The sequence below is a fragment of the Algibacter luteus genome, from assembly GCF_030344935.1.
Classification (GTDB): Bacteria; Bacteroidota; Bacteroidia; order Flavobacteriales; family Flavobacteriaceae; genus Arenitalea; species Arenitalea lutea.
Map to the genome: position 1 here is coordinate 2,636,131 of NZ_CP128313.1, position 16,074 is coordinate 2,652,204.

Annotated in this window: 17 protein-coding genes; 2 read left to right on the top strand and 15 right to left on the bottom strand. The window is 32.2% G+C overall.

Going from position 1 to position 16,074, the window contains the following annotated elements; translation table 11 throughout:
• The first annotated feature begins 3 nt into the window (after nt 1-3).
• Together O5O44_RS10965 and O5O44_RS10970 are read left to right on the top strand one after the other, a co-directional pair.
• On the top strand, nt 4-1,401 hold the full coding sequence (locus O5O44_RS10965) for an HNH endonuclease family protein (RefSeq protein ID WP_289194397.1): 1,398 nt from the start codon (nt 4-6) through the stop codon (nt 1,399-1,401).
• Nucleotides 1,402-1,479: 78 nt separating this feature from the next.
• Nucleotides 1,480-2,118, top strand: coding sequence for a hypothetical protein (locus O5O44_RS10970; protein WP_289194398.1), 639 nt, complete (start codon nt 1,480-1,482; stop codon nt 2,116-2,118).
• A 300-nt stretch (nt 2,119-2,418) separates the two neighbouring features.
• On the opposite strand, the gene O5O44_RS10975 is transcribed toward O5O44_RS10970, so the two are convergent.
• The 15 genes from O5O44_RS10975 to O5O44_RS11045 all read right to left on the bottom strand — a co-directional run bounded on the left by O5O44_RS10975 (nt 2,419) and on the right by O5O44_RS11045 (nt 16,069).
• Nucleotides 2,419-4,842, bottom strand: a complete 2,424-nt coding sequence (locus O5O44_RS10975) for a UvrD-helicase domain-containing protein (RefSeq protein ID WP_289194399.1) — start codon at nt 4,840-4,842, stop codon at nt 2,419-2,421.
• Between the two features lie 35 nt (nt 4,843-4,877).
• Nucleotides 4,878-5,579 (bottom strand): ribonuclease HI, encoded by a 702-nt coding sequence (gene rnhA, locus O5O44_RS10980; RefSeq protein ID WP_289194400.1) that lies wholly within the window; start codon nt 5,577-5,579, stop codon nt 4,878-4,880.
• A 318-nt stretch (nt 5,580-5,897) separates the two neighbouring features.
• Entirely contained in the window at nt 5,898-6,623 is a 726-nt protein-coding gene (locus O5O44_RS10985; RefSeq protein ID WP_289194401.1) for a sulfite exporter TauE/SafE family protein, read from the bottom strand.
• A gap of 64 nt (nt 6,624-6,687) precedes the next feature.
• Complete coding sequence (locus tag O5O44_RS10990; protein WP_289194402.1) at nt 6,688-7,359, bottom strand: hypothetical protein; 672 nt, start codon at nt 7,357-7,359, stop codon at nt 6,688-6,690.
• Between the two features lie 17 nt (nt 7,360-7,376).
• A complete protein-coding gene (locus O5O44_RS10995; protein ID WP_019387582.1) occupies nt 7,377-7,817 on the bottom strand; it encodes a hypothetical protein in 441 nt (146 codons plus the stop codon).
• A gap of 85 nt (nt 7,818-7,902) precedes the next feature.
• Nucleotides 7,903-8,349 carry an Hsp20/alpha crystallin family protein gene (locus tag O5O44_RS11000; protein ID WP_289194403.1) on the bottom strand — a complete coding sequence of 149 codons (447 nt, stop codon included), beginning with the start codon at nt 8,347-8,349 and terminating at the stop codon, nt 7,903-7,905.
• Between the two features lie 104 nt (nt 8,350-8,453).
• Nucleotides 8,454-8,867, bottom strand: a complete 414-nt coding sequence (locus O5O44_RS11005; protein ID WP_289194404.1) for a hypothetical protein — start codon at nt 8,865-8,867, stop codon at nt 8,454-8,456.
• A 12-nt stretch (nt 8,868-8,879) separates the two neighbouring features.
• Complete coding sequence (locus O5O44_RS11010) at nt 8,880-10,253, bottom strand: MBL fold metallo-hydrolase RNA specificity domain-containing protein (RefSeq protein WP_289194405.1); 1,374 nt, start codon at nt 10,251-10,253, stop codon at nt 8,880-8,882.
• A gap of 10 nt (nt 10,254-10,263) precedes the next feature.
• Nucleotides 10,264-11,106 carry a restriction endonuclease gene (locus tag O5O44_RS11015; protein ID WP_019387586.1) on the bottom strand — a complete coding sequence of 281 codons (843 nt, stop codon included), beginning with the start codon at nt 11,104-11,106 and terminating at the stop codon, nt 10,264-10,266.
• A 27-nt stretch (nt 11,107-11,133) separates the two neighbouring features.
• Nucleotides 11,134-11,541, bottom strand: coding sequence for a hypothetical protein (locus tag O5O44_RS11020; RefSeq protein ID WP_289194406.1), 408 nt, complete (start codon nt 11,539-11,541; stop codon nt 11,134-11,136).
• Nucleotides 11,542-11,553: 12 nt separating this feature from the next.
• Nucleotides 11,554-12,408 (bottom strand): universal stress protein, encoded by an 855-nt coding sequence (locus O5O44_RS11025; protein ID WP_289194407.1) that lies wholly within the window; start codon nt 12,406-12,408, stop codon nt 11,554-11,556.
• Nucleotides 12,409-12,463: 55 nt separating this feature from the next.
• Entirely contained in the window at nt 12,464-13,303 is an 840-nt protein-coding gene (locus O5O44_RS11030; RefSeq protein ID WP_289194408.1) for a universal stress protein, read from the bottom strand.
• A 3-nt stretch (nt 13,304-13,306) separates the two neighbouring features.
• The gene (locus tag O5O44_RS11035) at nt 13,307-14,152 is read right to left on the bottom strand and encodes a universal stress protein (RefSeq protein WP_289194409.1); all 846 of its coding nucleotides are present in this window, start codon (nt 14,150-14,152) and stop codon (nt 13,307-13,309) included.
• Between the two features lie 20 nt (nt 14,153-14,172).
• Nucleotides 14,173-15,024 carry a universal stress protein gene (locus O5O44_RS11040; protein ID WP_289194410.1) on the bottom strand — a complete coding sequence of 284 codons (852 nt, stop codon included), beginning with the start codon at nt 15,022-15,024 and terminating at the stop codon, nt 14,173-14,175.
• A 655-nt stretch (nt 15,025-15,679) separates the two neighbouring features.
• A complete protein-coding gene (locus tag O5O44_RS11045; protein ID WP_143148074.1) occupies nt 15,680-16,069 on the bottom strand; it encodes a hypothetical protein in 390 nt (129 codons plus the stop codon).
• Nucleotides 16,070-16,074 lie beyond the last annotated feature (5 nt).

Genomic DNA, 16,074 nt, shown 5'->3' on the forward strand with positions numbered 1-16,074 from the left:
TAAATGGCATTTAATCCTAAAACAGAATATACCATAGTACCTACAGAAATTAGTATTAAAGATTTTTTTGAGTACAAAGAAGACTTCGTTACAAGACCACCTTATCAACGAAAAGCAGTTTGGAATAAAAAGAAAAAGCAAGCTTTAATGGATAGTTTGTTTAGAAGGTACTACATACCAAAATTAGTTATTAGAGAAGTACGTAAAGACGATAGCGGTACTGTGAGTGAGATTGTTGATGGCCAGCAACGTATTACAACGGTTCAAGACTTTTTTGACAATAAATATCCTTTGCCTAAAACACTTTCAGATTTGGGTGATGATTTAGCAGGTAAATACTATAAAGATTTAGATACAGAAATTAGAAAGTTTATTGATAAATCCCTTAAATATCAAGCAGATGTAATTAAAAACATAGAGGAACCTAATAATGTAGAACATCAAATTATTGCAACCGAAATATTCTGGCGTTTACAACAAGGTGAATCTTTAAATTATATGGAAGTGGCACACGCTCAATTATCGAGTTTAAGTAGAAATTTTATCGTAAAATATTCTGATGACTTAACTTTTGATTATGAAGCATACACACCTATAGACGCTAATAAAGATAAACTGGCATTTTTCAATTTATTAGATGTAGATAATGGTAGGATGAAACACCTACAATTTATGGCGCGTTTTCTATTAATTGAAAAAGAGGGCGGTTATACAGATTTAAGTGATAAGAAAATTACCGAGTTTATCAATGAATATAAAACTAAAAAGGGTATCGGAGATTATTCATTTGAAAATGAAAAAATAGCGACTAATGTAAAAACTAACCTTAATACATTTTACAGCATCTTTAAAGATGATACTATGTTAGATGATAATAACGGTATAAAAGAGTTTTCAACAGAGTATTTTATAATCTCTATATATATGTTGATTCGTCATTTAAGAATGTATTACGTTCTTGATGATGAGACAAAAACTAATATTAAAGGATTTGTATATGACTTTTACAAGAGGTGGAAAACCTATGATGAAGGTACAGATACAGATTTATTAACCTTTAGTAACAGACGTCAACAAGGTGAAACTGATTTAGAGGTAAGAGATATGATATTACGCCAAATCTTTTTTAAATATGTTTCAGATAATAATATTGAATTAAAAGAGAAGGATACAAATAGAGCTTTTTCTGAATTACAACGAATTTTAATTTATAGGAAAGGTAAAGGCTTGTGTCAACAATGTTTAAGGGAAGATGTGCCTGAAAAAGAGGCAAGAGTAAGTTGGTCAAAATATCAAGCAGATCACGTTTTACCTCATTCTAAAGGAGGTGAAACAGCTATAGAAAATGGTGAGTTATTATGTTCTTTTCATAATCTTTCTAAAGGAAATAAGACCGGTTAAAGTTATAGACTAAATTATCAAATAATTGTACGGATTAATGAATCAGGAAATACGAAACGTAGAAAATAATTAACATTTATGGCAAATTGCATTGATTGTGGAAAGTATATAAAAGACAATTATAAAAGATGTTATCCATGTAATAATGAATTTCAAAATAATAAGGAGATTATAAAACAAGATAAAAATGAACCCTCAGAGGGTGAATTATTTTTACAAGAATATTTTGAATACGAAGGTATTGCCTTTAAGACTGAGGTACCTATTTTAAAATTAAAGAATGACTCTAAGACGCATAGGGTAGCAGATTTTTACCTGCCGTATTATGGCATTTATGTAGAGTTCTTGGGCAAATGGTTTGTTTCAGAAAAAGAAAAAGATCGTTATCGAGAAAAAAAAAGAGTATATGAAGAAAATGATATACCATGCATTTTTATATATCCTGAAAATTTAGGAATCATAGAATTCATACTTCCCACTAGGGCAATTAAGGAGTTTAAGAAACATAATTTAACAAAGGGGTTATGGCTTTTTCGATTGAATTTTCTTTGGGGGTACAAACGTGATAATATCATATTTTTTATAGGTTTAGTATTCTATATGATTTGGGGAAATTTTGTCTGGGAAGAAGACTCAAATTTTATTTTTATAATCATTTTTTTCATATGCTATCAAGCATATGTTATTTTTAAATTTTATAATAAAAAGCTTAAATAAAGTTTGTTTGATTTTAAGGGTTATCGAAAAAAAATCGATAAAAAAGAGTAGCCAATTAATTATGTCATTCCTAATTCGAAACCCCGCTCACCACACCAATAATTAAAATTAACACTAGCACAATGGTTCTAAATTGCTCTTGAGAGACTTTATTTAATTGCTTTTATGGGATACGTTTTATTCACATAAACTAATCGTAAGTAGCAAATGGACCAAATCCATTAAAAAAACCCTTTATCTTAAAAGTCTTTTATTCCTTTTTATATGCGATCTTTAGTTACTTGACTAAATAGTATAAGTTTATAGCATTTCTAACCTTCCGTTAATAGCGCTTTTACTTCTTCCAAATAATTCACGAAGCTCGTCGATTGAAAACTTTTCATGGCATTCTTTTAATAGTTTAGTTTCTTCGTCTCCCCAAGGCTCATAAGCTCTATGGTTTTCTAATCTTGCTCTATAAATATCATTATGTAAATATCCATCGTACTCTAATGGTATTTTTTTAACTTCTTCCTTTATCTTATTGTAAAATTCTATTTTTTCATTTGGAATCTCAGAATCATTCTTAGATTGCGAATCAGCAATAGCATCACCACATTCTGGACAATATTTAAAATGATCTTCAACTTTTGATTCACATTTATTACATAAGGGTATTTTGATTTCGATACTTGATAATTTACTTTCTTCTGTAAGAATTAATTCTTTAGGAATATCCTTTACAAACTCTGACACGCTTCCTTTTTGCGACATTAAATACAAATGACTTTTTGCACGTGTTAAGGCTACATAAAACAACCTTCTTTCTTCTTCTAAAAGTGTATCGAACTTTGTCTTTTTTATAACATGATATATTTTATCTTGCATCCAAGGATCTGGGAATCCTCCAGGTGCTGAGTGCAGACCTAAAATAAAAACAACTTTTGCCTCTAACCCCTTTGCACCATGAATGGTTTTAAATTGAACCTTAATACCACTTTTATTTAGTTTGTTAGGAAGATCATTCTTCATAGCACTACGTCTATATAAAACAAGTATATCTTCTGGATGAATCCCCTCCTGTAAGTGATGCTCAATTTTTTCCCAAATAAAGTTTTCGGATTCACCATCAACCTCGGCATAATGCACTTCAATTTTAGCACCTCCTTTTTTTACAGCTGAAATATCTTTAGATACTTGATGTTTATTCTTTTTTATTATTTCATTTGACGCCTTTACAATACGGTCTGTACTGCGATAATTTAGGTTTAACGTAATTATTTCTGGTTTTGAAAAGTGCTCTTTAAAATTTACTATATAATCAATTTCAGATCCTCTAAAGCCATATATACTTTGCCAATCATCACCTACACAAAAAAGTTGAGAATCTTCATTTACTAGATATTTTAAAAACTCTACTTGCTTATTATTTACATCTTGAAACTCATCTACCATAAGGTATTTAAACTGGTTTTGGTATCTATTTCTAACGGTTGGTTGCTCTTTAAACAATTTTAAGGAATACTCTATTAATCCATCAAAATCTAAATAAGAACAATTAATACAATACTCATCATAAGCTTTAATTATAGGTAAAGCAACTTGATAGAATAATCGAACACGCTTGTGTTTGCTTTTTGCTGCTGTTTCGGCAATAACTTCCAAACTCTTATTAGAGTTTCTTATTTGAGCTTTTACATCTAATACCGACCTATAAAACTTGCTAAGCTCCTTCTTAAAACTAGCAAATTCCTCATCGTAGTGCAAAACAGTAGCAGACGACAAATCGGAAGAAATTCTACCTTTAATAACTCTGTCGAGAACTTGATTAAAAACTGCTGAATTATGAGTAGCCTTATCAAAGGTTTTTACACATGGTATACCTGCCTTTTTAAATTCCATTACCTTATAAAAAGTAGGGTGACTTCTTTTACTAACATGCTCTAAATACAAATTAGCTTGAGGAATAAAAAAATCTGGATGAAAATTTTTGTTTTCTATTTGCACATTAGGTTCGTATTGATAATCAATACTATTACGAAACAACCAGTCTGCTATATATTGTTCTGATTTAGACCGTACTTTATCACCTTTTAAGGTTGTAAAAAACTTGCCTTCTGGTCTAAACTCACTCTTCTCTTCATTTTCTCGAATATAATCTACAAAATAGTCAATAATATATCGCTTTAAAGCAATTAAAAACGACTTATTTTTAGACAACTCAATGGTTACTTTTTGAATGATTTCAGATTCTGTTTCAGGGGAAGTATTTCCAACAAACTCCGAATCATTATCTTTGGATTTAGGCACAATTTTAAATTGATTATCAAACACATGCACTCCATCTTTACGCATAATTTGGTAACATAAGCTATGAAATGTCTTCATGGTTATTTGGTTTAACCAGGTATATTTTTGAAGCATTTTTTTTCGTTCTTGACCTATTTGTCTTTGTGTAATGCCATTTGTTTCTAATACTTGTTTATAATAGCCTGTTTTATCTGCAGAAACAATCATACGATCAATCATTTCGTTCGCAGCATTTTTGGTAAATGTAATTGCTAGTATACTATTTGAATCTGCTTGTTGGTCGTCTATTAAATAATTTATTTTTTGAAGGAGCGTATTGGTTTTACCAGAACCTGCTCCTGCAAGTACTAGAACTCTCTTTTTCTCAGATAATACGGCTTTTCTTTGTTGATCGTTTAATGCACTTAGGTTGGTGCTCGTGGATACTATTTTCATTTGGTTGTAGGTTAAAATTTTATAATTATTTAGTGCTAAAACAATGTGTCATCACTGGGTGCTTCTCTTTTTGCGTCCTCTATAAAGTACATTTGTTTGCAATTAGGGCAATACAAATAATATTCAAAATAATAAGATTGGTTTTGTTTGATTTTTCTTTTTTTTGGGCTCTTTTTAATTGTTGGCGTGTTACACTTTCTGCATAAATCGCCTTCTTTTTCTATTTTCTGTTCTTGGTATTGCTCAATATTTTCTAAGTACTCTAAGTACCCATCATCTTTTATTTTATTTTCTGAGTTAATCCCTAGATTTGCTAAATAATCGCATCGTTCATTTTCTAAATGTCCATCATGTCCTTTCACCCAATTGAATGATACTTCATGTTTATCGATAACATCAAGTAATCGTTCCCATAGATCTTTATTGAGCACTAAATTCCCCTTTTTGCGAATCCAATTACTCCTTTCCCAATTTGCAGCCCAACCTTTTTCTATACCATCTACTACGTATTTAGAATCTGAGTAAACTGTAACCTTTGCTTTGGTTTTAATCTTTTCTAAACCAAAAATGACAGCCATTAACTCCATTCTATTATTAGTAGTCAGTTCATAACCAGCAAAAAATTCTTTTTGTCGTCCTTTATGTTTTAATATTGTACCAAAACCACCTTTTCCTGGGTTAGGTTCGGCGCCTCCGTCGGTAAACAATTCTATGTTTGGAAATTCTTTAGTATTCAATTCTCTTTAATCTTAGCTTGATACGTTTTTTAACTCATTTATGATAATTCTTTTTTGAATTCAAAACCTATTTGCTTGTATTTTTGGCCATTTATAGTTTTTAAAGAAACTCTTATCCAATAAATAAAGCGACTCAAAAGAGGCGCTATATTAATTTAATTTAGGAGACAATAAATTTATAAAAGAATTTTGAGTAACCCATGTTTTAATGAAATTTCTTTCAAAAAAAATGGGCTGCTAAAGTTAAATTGTATTTTTTATTGCGAGGTTTTTTGGATATGGTATTTTAACTCTCACACTACCAACTCAATAACACCCCTAATTCGAAACCACACTCACCACACCAATAATTAAAATTAACACCAGCACAAAGGTTCTAAATTGCTCTTGAGAGACTTTATTTAATATGCGTTTGCCTATGTAGGTCCCTACAATGCTTACGCCTATTAGAATAGGCACCAAATACAAATCGTGTTTATGCATGTAGCCATTGTAATAGTAAACGATGGTTCTGCTAAAATCGACGCCTAAATCTATAATGGCAGAGGTGGCAATAAACTTGTCTTTGTTCATTTTAAAAGCCGCCAAAGTAATGCCTCGAATGGCGCCACCAGTACCTAAAAACCCAGCGCTGAGTCCGGAAAGCGAACCACCAATAATGGCATTGCTTGTTTTAGCATTCACTTTAAGGTGTTTATTAATAAGAAACAATAGGCTTAAGGCAATGAGGAAAAACCCAAGCACATAGGTGAGTATTTTAGGATCGAAAAACTGACTTAAATAGGCACCAATAGACACAAATAAAATGGCGGGAATACCTAAAGTGAGGACTATTTTTTTATCGAAGCCTTTTTTGAAAAAGGCTATTTTGGAAATGTTACTGGATAAATGATACAGCGCCGTTATGCCTAACACCGATTGAAAATCGAAAAAGAAACTGGCCATGGGCACAAAATATACCGACGAGCCAAAACCACCTATAGTTCCTAAAACTTCTGCTAACAAAGACAATATGATGAAAATAGGAAGGTATCTTGTTAACATGCCGTTATAGAATTAGGAACTCTGGTTTAGGACTATATTTTTGGTTTTTTTATACGGTTTGATACTATTTTAGGGCTGCTTCCCCTACCCGCTCTTCTTGAATGCTTTCGGGAACCAATAACCCTTGTTCTTCCAGAACGATGGTTACCAGCTTTACATAATCGGTTACGGTTTCATTTATATTTTGCGGATCTGTAATATCGATATAGCCCTTCCATATGAGTTCTCTATCTTTTGTAGGACAGAGACAATACAACGAAGATTCGGTATGATACACTTTGTATTCGTTATAATAATCGGGGTTATAAAAAATGTCTTGATACATTAAAAAATCTTCCTTAAACCTCCTATGGGTTTCATCGTAATCGCCATAATTATTCTTGTAAGCAATCTTATCTTCCACTCCAATTACTTTGGTAAGTAGTATGGCATCAAAATTATTAGCAATTAATTTACTTTCTAATTGACTTATGCTTTCTTCTGATTGCTTTTTTGTAGTGAAATCGGGTTGAAACACTTCCAAACTGGTATAGGCTTCAATACCTCTGGCTTGGTATTCTTGTTTTAGTTGTTCTTCGAATTGACGCTTCGCTTTTTCATTTGAAGTGATGCCAACTATTAAAACTTTGTTGGTTTCGAATACGTCGATATCTGGGTTTTTCCAGTTTTCTACAATTTCAACTGATGAGCAACCTATCAATAAAAAAGATAATACTATTTGGATTATACGTTTCATAATTTTAAGATTGTATATTATTGAAGCAAACGCTTTTGTTTTTCGTGTTTCATTATATCTTCAATGGTGCGAAACACTTGTTTTTTGAGTTTTCTGTATTCTTTAAAGTAATAATTAATGTTAACCAGCAGTGTTCTGTGCTTGTTTCTATAGGCTTCTTCTTCTTGTAATTGATCGATGCCATCAACCATAATGAGCAATTCGTTTTCGTGCGTTTTTACGGTTTCAATATATTTTTTATTCTTTTTTTGTAAAGCTTCTAAAGTCTCTACTATTTTCTTGCTTTCTGCAAAATGCGATGCATCAATTAGCTGTAGGGTGTACGATTTAATCAGGTTTGAAAGAAATTGTTGTTCATCTTTTATAAATCGTAATTCTGATAACCAATTACGAGAGGCTTCATGCATGATATCTGCATTGAGCCATTCAACGTATTTGCGGTTTTTTAGTGTTTTCATAAGTATTGACTGTTTAAATAAATCTGAGCAAACATTAAGAAAAGCAGAAAGCAAATCATTACATGACCGCTTTCTGCTTTTAACATCATGCTATCTCAATTACTTTTTTAGGTAATTGTTTAGCTTCTTCCTTTTTCAATAATTTCAATTTAAGAATGCCATTTTTGTAAACGGCCTTAATGTCTTCGTTTGGGTTTACTGAATTAGGCAATTTTAACGAGCGTTTAAAAGAATTATAACTAAACTCTCTACGGGTGTAGTCTTCTTCTTTTTCTTCCTCTTCTCTCGATTTTTCTGCACACACATTTAACATGTCGTCTTCAATAGTTACTTCGAAGTCTTTTTTGTTAAATCCAGGGGCAGCAAACTCAATTTCAAAATCATCTTGATGCTCTTTAACGTTCATTGCTGGCATTAAACTGTCATCATCAAGGAAATCGTCGCTTAAAAAACTTTCGTCGCTTAAAAATCTTTTTAAGCCATTATTCCAAGGGAATAATCTGTTTCTGTTGTTAAATCTAATAAGTGTCATGGGTACTAATTTTTAAGTTAAACTAATACATCTAACTTAATGATTACAAATAGATTACGAAATGATTTCCATCAGTTCACTGTTAATAAATATGTAAAAAAATGTTAAATTACAGTGCCTTCTATAAACTCGAATAAGCGCAATTTTAAAACATCGATTTCTTCATTAAAAACAGTGATATCGTAATCTAATTTTTTGTGCGTTTCGATGTAAAACTGATAACCATCAGAATTTTTATGTTGTTTCTCTTTTTCGAGATGCGCTATATGACAATCTACACTTTCCAGAATACGAACACCTTCGGAATGGATGTCGTCTATCTCTTGTTTAAAAAGTTCTAATATTTCGAATAAATTGGGGTTATGAGACCTGTAAATATTGGCTTGCAATAGGTTTTTTAAAAACGCTAATTCGATGCTCTGGAATTCAAGATTCGATTTCCATTGGGTAGTCTCCATCTGTAACTCTTCAATACTTTTATCGCGATAAAAGTTTTTAAATTCGCTTAAACCATCCATATTCTTAAATTTTTATACCATTAGTTTTATAATTTCATTCAGCTTGGGGGTACATATGTGCCAACCAAACGTGTCTTTTAGTTTTGTACTAAATGTGTTCATTGCCGAAGGTTCTCCGTGAATTAAAAAGGTTTGCTCAGGAATGTTTTTAATCTCGCTTAACCAATCTAGCAAGCCGTTTTGGTCGGCATGCGCCGATAAGCTCTCGTTACTTTTAATACACGCTTTAACGGGATAATATTTACCGTAGAGTTTAACTTCATGAGCGCCATCCAATAATTGGCGCCCTCTGGTGCCTTCTGCTTGATAGCCCACCAATAAAACCGTGGTTGAAGCCACGTCTATAAGTTGTTGTAAATAGGTTAATACACGACCGCCAGTGACCATGCCGCTTCCGGCAATTATAATTTTAGACCGCTGATCGTCAATAGTTTCCCAGGTTTCTTTAAAAGATTCAATGATGTTGATATGGTTGCACATGGCTGCGTATTCTGAATCTGATAATTTGTGCCATTTTGGAAACATTTCAAAAACACTTAACACATTATTGCCCATGGGACTATCAATAAAAATGGGAATATTCGGGATTTTGTTTTTCTTGTATAATTTCCAGAGAATGTACATGAGTGTTTGTAAACGCTCGACAGCGAAACTCGGAATGATTAAATTGCCTTTGTTTTTTATAACCTCTTTAATTACTGCGGCCAATTCGGTTTCTACATCATTTTCAGGGTGGAGTTTGTTGCCATAAGTACTTTCAATAAACAAATAATCTGCCCACTCTGGTTTTTTAGGGTTTTCTAATAAATAATCGTTCTTTCTCCCAATATCTCCTGAAAAAACAAATCGTTTTTCGTTGATATCGAGCTCTATAAAAGTAGCTCCAAGAATATGACCATTAAGTTGAAAACGATAGGATATTTGTCCTGATAAGGTTTTCCATCGGTCTAAAACTTCAACTTTAAAAAGGGCAAGTGTTTTTTCAACATCTCTAACGGTATAAAACGGTAATGCGGGTTGATGTTTGGTGTACCCTTCCTTATTGGCTTTTTTAGCATCTTCTTCGTGAATTTTGGCACTGTCTTTAAGTATAATTTCAGCAATGGCTAACGTTGGTGCTGTACCAATTATATTTCCTGTAAATCCTTGTTTTACTAATCGCGGTAAGTATCCTACATGATCGAGATGCCCATGGGTGAGCAATACTACGTCTATGGAAGGAACATCAACAGGGAGGTCGAGCCAGTTGAGTTCACGCAATTCTTTTAGTCCTTGAAACATCCCACAATCAATAAGGATATTTTTTCCGAAGGCTTCGATAAGAAATTTTGAACCCGTTACAGTTCCTGTGCCGCCTAAAAAATGAACTTTTGCATAATTTGCCATCTTATGAGTTTTAGCGATTACACAATTGATTTATTTCGTTTAGTATTTTTTGTTTTCTAACTTCTGAAATCCCTAAATGATCGAGGTAGAAAACATCACCAATCAATTCTCTACAAAGCACAACATCTCTGCTTAATAAAAATTGTTTTTCTCGGTTATTCAATAAAGTAGAAACGGTTATAGGATATAAACTTAACCTATCGATTCTATCTTTTAAACCATCATTTTTGGGGTAATCCCAACTTAGCAAATACAAACCAACACAGTTGCCGTAAATCAAAGCATCCTCCGTAAAACGTGTGTTAGTAACCACCCAACCTTGGGTGAGCTTATGTGTATTTTTAGAATAACCATTCCATTTTTCTTTGACATCTCGATATCTGGAATTAATATATAAGGGTACTTTGACGTTGCAATTTAAACCTGGTTCACCATGAAACTTGCACTCTACAATGGTGGTTTCGTTATGTTTTGAGGCGATGACATCAATTTCATGCTTTACGCAATGCCCTTGTACAATATTGTTGATTTGCACATGATATCCTGAATATTTTAAAACAGCTGCCACAAAGCGTTCAAAAGGAAACCCCGTAGGACCTAATTCGTAAATGGCTTTTTTGAGTTTGTATTTTGAAGCCAAATAACTGTTCTTTTTTTTGAGTAAAGCAAATGCCCGATTATATATTTCTTTGGTTGAAATGCCTTGATACAACTCGTCTACCACTGTTTCTAAAATGGGTTCGATAATGTCGTTATTGGCACCGGTTCGCTTCAAGGAATTGCGCAATTTTTCCAATGAAAATTTAGCCGTTAATCCTGATGATTTTATTATATCGATATGATTTTCCTTCATGATATATCACGTTTTAAAAAACAGTAATTAATGGTTTTTAAAAAAAGTGCGAACCATGGCCTTTATTTGATTATCTGTCATACTATCTGATCGTTCCACATTTACAACTTTTGCCCCTACAGGTTTATATTTTTCTTTTAATTCTTTCACAAACTTGTTAGGCGTTTCAGCAGGACCAAAAATGGCTATTTTGTTGGACTCATTTATGTGAGATACAATCGTTTTAAAATATGTTTTAAGTTGTTGTTTTTCCCGATCGGAATATTTACTATCCTGCACGACGTCTTGAGGACCTCCCTTAAATTTAGTTCCAGAACCGCCTGAAACATGATAATTTTCAACTTCTGATTTTATGGTTGAAAAATGGACTTCATCATTTTCAATAGTTACGATGTGAGCCTTTTCTTTATCTAACCAAATGCCTGTATTTTTCATAGTCTTAAAGTTTTAATTTCTTAAATCATGCATTACCAAAATGGGTACTACCGAATGAAATGCAATATCTTTCACCAAAGGTTGTGTAAGTATGCTACCAAAAAAGCTGTGTTTTTTATTGATAAACGCCACCATATCGCTATCTCTACTTTCTATAAAACAGTTAATAGCTACAGGTATTTCCATATGCCTTAATTGGTGAAATGAATAGCTTACATCTTCAAAAATGGTTTCCAGAAGTTTCTTATTCTCAAGTAATTTAGCGTCTAACTCTGCCTTTCTAGACACATGTAAAACACAAATATTGGCATCACATGTTTTTGCAATATCTACCAAGTAATTCAGCTCTCGCTTTTTATAGTGGGTTTTATAACTTGTTGGGAATACAATTTCTTTAGGCAAATGATGTTTGGCTTCTGCAGGCACTACAATTACAGGACAGTTTCTTACTTTTTCCATAACATTTAATGCCACACTACCATACACCACTTTTTTGGAGTTTGTTTCGCCTCTGGTGCCCATCACAATCATTTCAATATCTTTTTCTTCCACGATATTTTTTATGGCTTCTAGCGGATTATTAAATGTGGTTACAGGTATAAAATGGTGTCTTGGATTTTTATGATCTCTAAAGGCAATCATATCGAGTACTTTGGCTAAACCCGTTTCAGATTCAGCTTTTGCAGATTCATACAATTCGCTTCCAGGTTCCATATTCATGAGGCTTTCCATAATATTTGAGGTTGCCGAAAACACGTTAAGAATATAAAAATTGCAAGCTTCTCGTTTGTATAGTTCTAAGGCATAAAGTATCGCATACCACGCATTCTTAGAAAAATCGGTAGGTAATAATATATTTCGTTTCATGGTTTTGTGTTTTTAATTAACTGTTTACCAACGCATTAAACCTATTCGATTTTGGCTAACCAGGAATAACCAAGAACGGTATGGTTGGATTAAATCCAATCTTTTTAATAACTGGTTCGTTAAAAATTTTCTCAATAAAACTATGCTTGTAGTTTACCATAGCCAGCATGTCTATTTCTAATTCAGCTATAAAACCTTTAATGTCATTTGCTTTTTTTGAGTAGTCAGGAACCCAATGTAGCGAATGCTCAAATTCCCCAAAATAAGATTCCAAAGTCGTTATGTTGTGCTCTTGAACCTCAGTTAATTCTTCTTTGGTTTCTATATGCACAACTCGAATTTTTGAGTTATAAAGTGAGGCCAGATCTTTTAAAGCATCTAAGTCTGTGGCGCCATAAAACCGATTAAAATCTGATGGGAAAGCTATTTGTTTTGGTGTTACAAAATCATAATCTTCAGGAATAATTAAAATAGGACAACTCCTCATTTTACTAATCATTTTTACGGTATTGCTACCAAACAAAAACTCTTGTGCCCCTGTGGCTCCTTTGGTACCCATAACTACGAGGTCAATATTATATTTTTTAACGGTGGTGTCAATGGCACGATATAAACTTTCGGTACTCAAAATAATCTCAAAATCGTGGTTTGCATTGGCATTAGCTGTTTCTGCCAAAGTTTTAAGTTCTAGCAAATTGGTATTTGCATTTTCTTTTACTTCTTCATATACCCTACTGTATTTATCTGATATGGAAGAGAGGCTGCTATGTGCTGAATGCAGTATATAAAATGTACAGCTTTCTAGCGCATATAGTTTTAAGGCATATACAATAGCACTCCATGCATTATCTGAAAAATCAGTTGGTAACAAAATATGTCTATTATTCGTTTCCATAGTTTATAAGATTTTAGAGGGAATCACTAAAAACGGAATGTTTAAATGAAACCCGATGTGATGAATTAATTTTTTAAAGAACAAATTCTCAAAAAAGGAATGTTTGTTGTTTATCATAATCAACATGTTTACTTTATTCTTGATTTGAAAATTGGCAATAGCATCTTCTACATTCTGGTTACTAACATCATGAAAAATATTGGCTACTTTTTTCAATTTGCTTTCCAAAAGTGCTTTGTTTTGTTTTTGAATTTCTGTTAAATCGTAACCATAAGAGACGTGAAGCACATGTACTCTAGAGGTGTGCTTTTTAGCGATATTAAGAATTAAGCTTAAGTGTTTGTTTTTATATTGAATCTCAAAATCTGTTGGAAACAAAAGCTCATGAGGTTTTTCGTATTTAAAATCTTCAGGAACAGCTATAACCGGGCATTTTACTTGATTTAAAACATGAACCGTATTCGATCCGAAAAGCACTTCTTTGGCTCCAGTGGCCCCTTTTGTGCCCATAACGATATAATCTATTTTTTTCTCTTTTATTTGATCTTTAATTTCTGGAATTAAGGAATTAAAAACAGACATTTTTTCTATTCTGTGATTAGGGTTCCGTAAGGTTTTCTTGATTTTATCGTGTAATTTTTCAAGTTTATTCATGGAAGTACTGCGCTCTGAATCTACCAACCCAAACTGCGCGGGATTAACTAACACATATTCTATATGATAAACAGCTGGTGTGTAAGTGTTCAATAAATAAAAGGTACACACCTCGTCTTTAAACAATTTAAGAGCATATACAATGGCATTCCATGCATTATCAGAGAAATCGGTAGGAAGGAGTATCTTTTTCATCACTTGAGTATTTAAATTAATTAATGCCTCCTTTCGATGTTTTGTAAAGCTAAAAATGGAATTCCAATATTTAAGCTTATTTCATCAATAGGAGATTGAAATAATATGTTTTCTAAATGAGAATGTCTGGTGTTAACCATAATGAGCATATCAACACCATTATCGCTTATATAGCTGTTAATAGCTTCGGTAATACGCTTTCTATTTACCGTTATAAAGTTGGTTTCATTTTTACAAAGTGTTTCTTCAATAAAGGATTTATTATCCTCTTGTCGCATAGATAATTTTTTAATTTTAGAAACATAAATGACATCTATCTTAGTTCTGAAAGGCGCTAACATTTCGCATACCAATTTTAACTCTCTTCGCTTGTATGGAATTAAGTAATTTGTTGGAAATACAGCGTGTTTAGGCTGTATATATTTGTAGTTGCTAGGAATAGCTAAAACCGGACATTCCACATATTTTAGCACTTGCAACGTATGGCTACCAAAGGTTAATTTTTTATGGTTCGATTTGCCTTTTGTACCCATGACGATAATATCTATATTTTCATTTTCAACTATTTTATCAGCCTCGTCGACCAGCACATTGTTTGAAGAAACCATGCGATAGGTAAATCTAGGATTGGGATGTTGCTTTCTTATATCTTTAATTAAATCCTCTAACTGTTTTTTAGATTGATCGCTTACAATCTTTGTAGCTCGACTAAGGGTTTCGCGTGTTAATAAAGCCTCATTTATGTAAATATCATCTTGATAGGCATGCATAAAATAAAACACGCTGATTTCGTACTTAAAAAGCTCTAAGGCATAATGAATGGCGTTTAAAGCATTTTCTGAAAAATCTGTTGGAATTAATATTTTTCTCATGACCTATACTTTTTGAGGGTTTCTTAAATATAGTAAGTATATCAAGAGAAAACTATGACGACGGTCAGATATAATCGTTTAGAAACTTGAGAATTAGGTATAAAAAAAAACGGTAAAGATTGAAGTTTTACCGTTTTTCATGAGGGTTTAATTTTGATATATAGTTCTAACTAAACTAAGGAATAATTTTATTAAACTCTCAACAAGATTTAGCCTATATCCCCATCAGCTAAATCATGAATTAATTAATAGCCAATAACCTAGAAACAGGAAGCCTAAACTTCCTGTTTCGTTTTAAGCGTTTAATTTTATTATCTAACCTTTACTCTATCTACACCCTTGATTTACAAAAAACATAAAATAAGCTTTGGCTTCATAGTAATTTTAAACGCTCATCAGATTTACAAGGTCTTTCGATTTGTAAATCTTTGATTTTTATAACCAAATTCAAAAGAACGTTTGATTAATTAATGTTACTAAAGTAAAGCGTTATTTTCAAAATTGCTATGACGACCGTCAGATTTGTAAAATAGATTTAACATAATGCAAGTATTCTACTTTTTAAAACCATTTAAAATGGAAACAACAGATATGATGAATATCATCAACAGTATTTTAACTTATTGACTTACAATAATATACAATTTACTTATAATTAATACGGTACAACGCCGTATACGATATTTAATAAAAATATTCCCGTTAAGAAGAGTAACATGTAAATGACTTGAACGAATTTAATGTTAACGAATTCTAAGAATGAAATGGTGCGTTTTGGGAAAATAAATAATAGCAAACCTATGGTTAAAGCTACCCAACCTATAGCGGTTATAATAAATTTCCAGTTAGGTTCCCATATATTGTGATACAAGATGTTTAACAAGCCCACAATAATGGCCATGAATGAGGTTGTAATTAAAAATTTTTCATCTTTAAGGTCTAAAAAAATCTGTCGGATTCTTTTAGGATTAAAAGTTAAAATCACAAAAAAGATAATGAGATACCATCCCCAAAATTTAGCTAAAAAAATAGATATATTTTCCATAATGA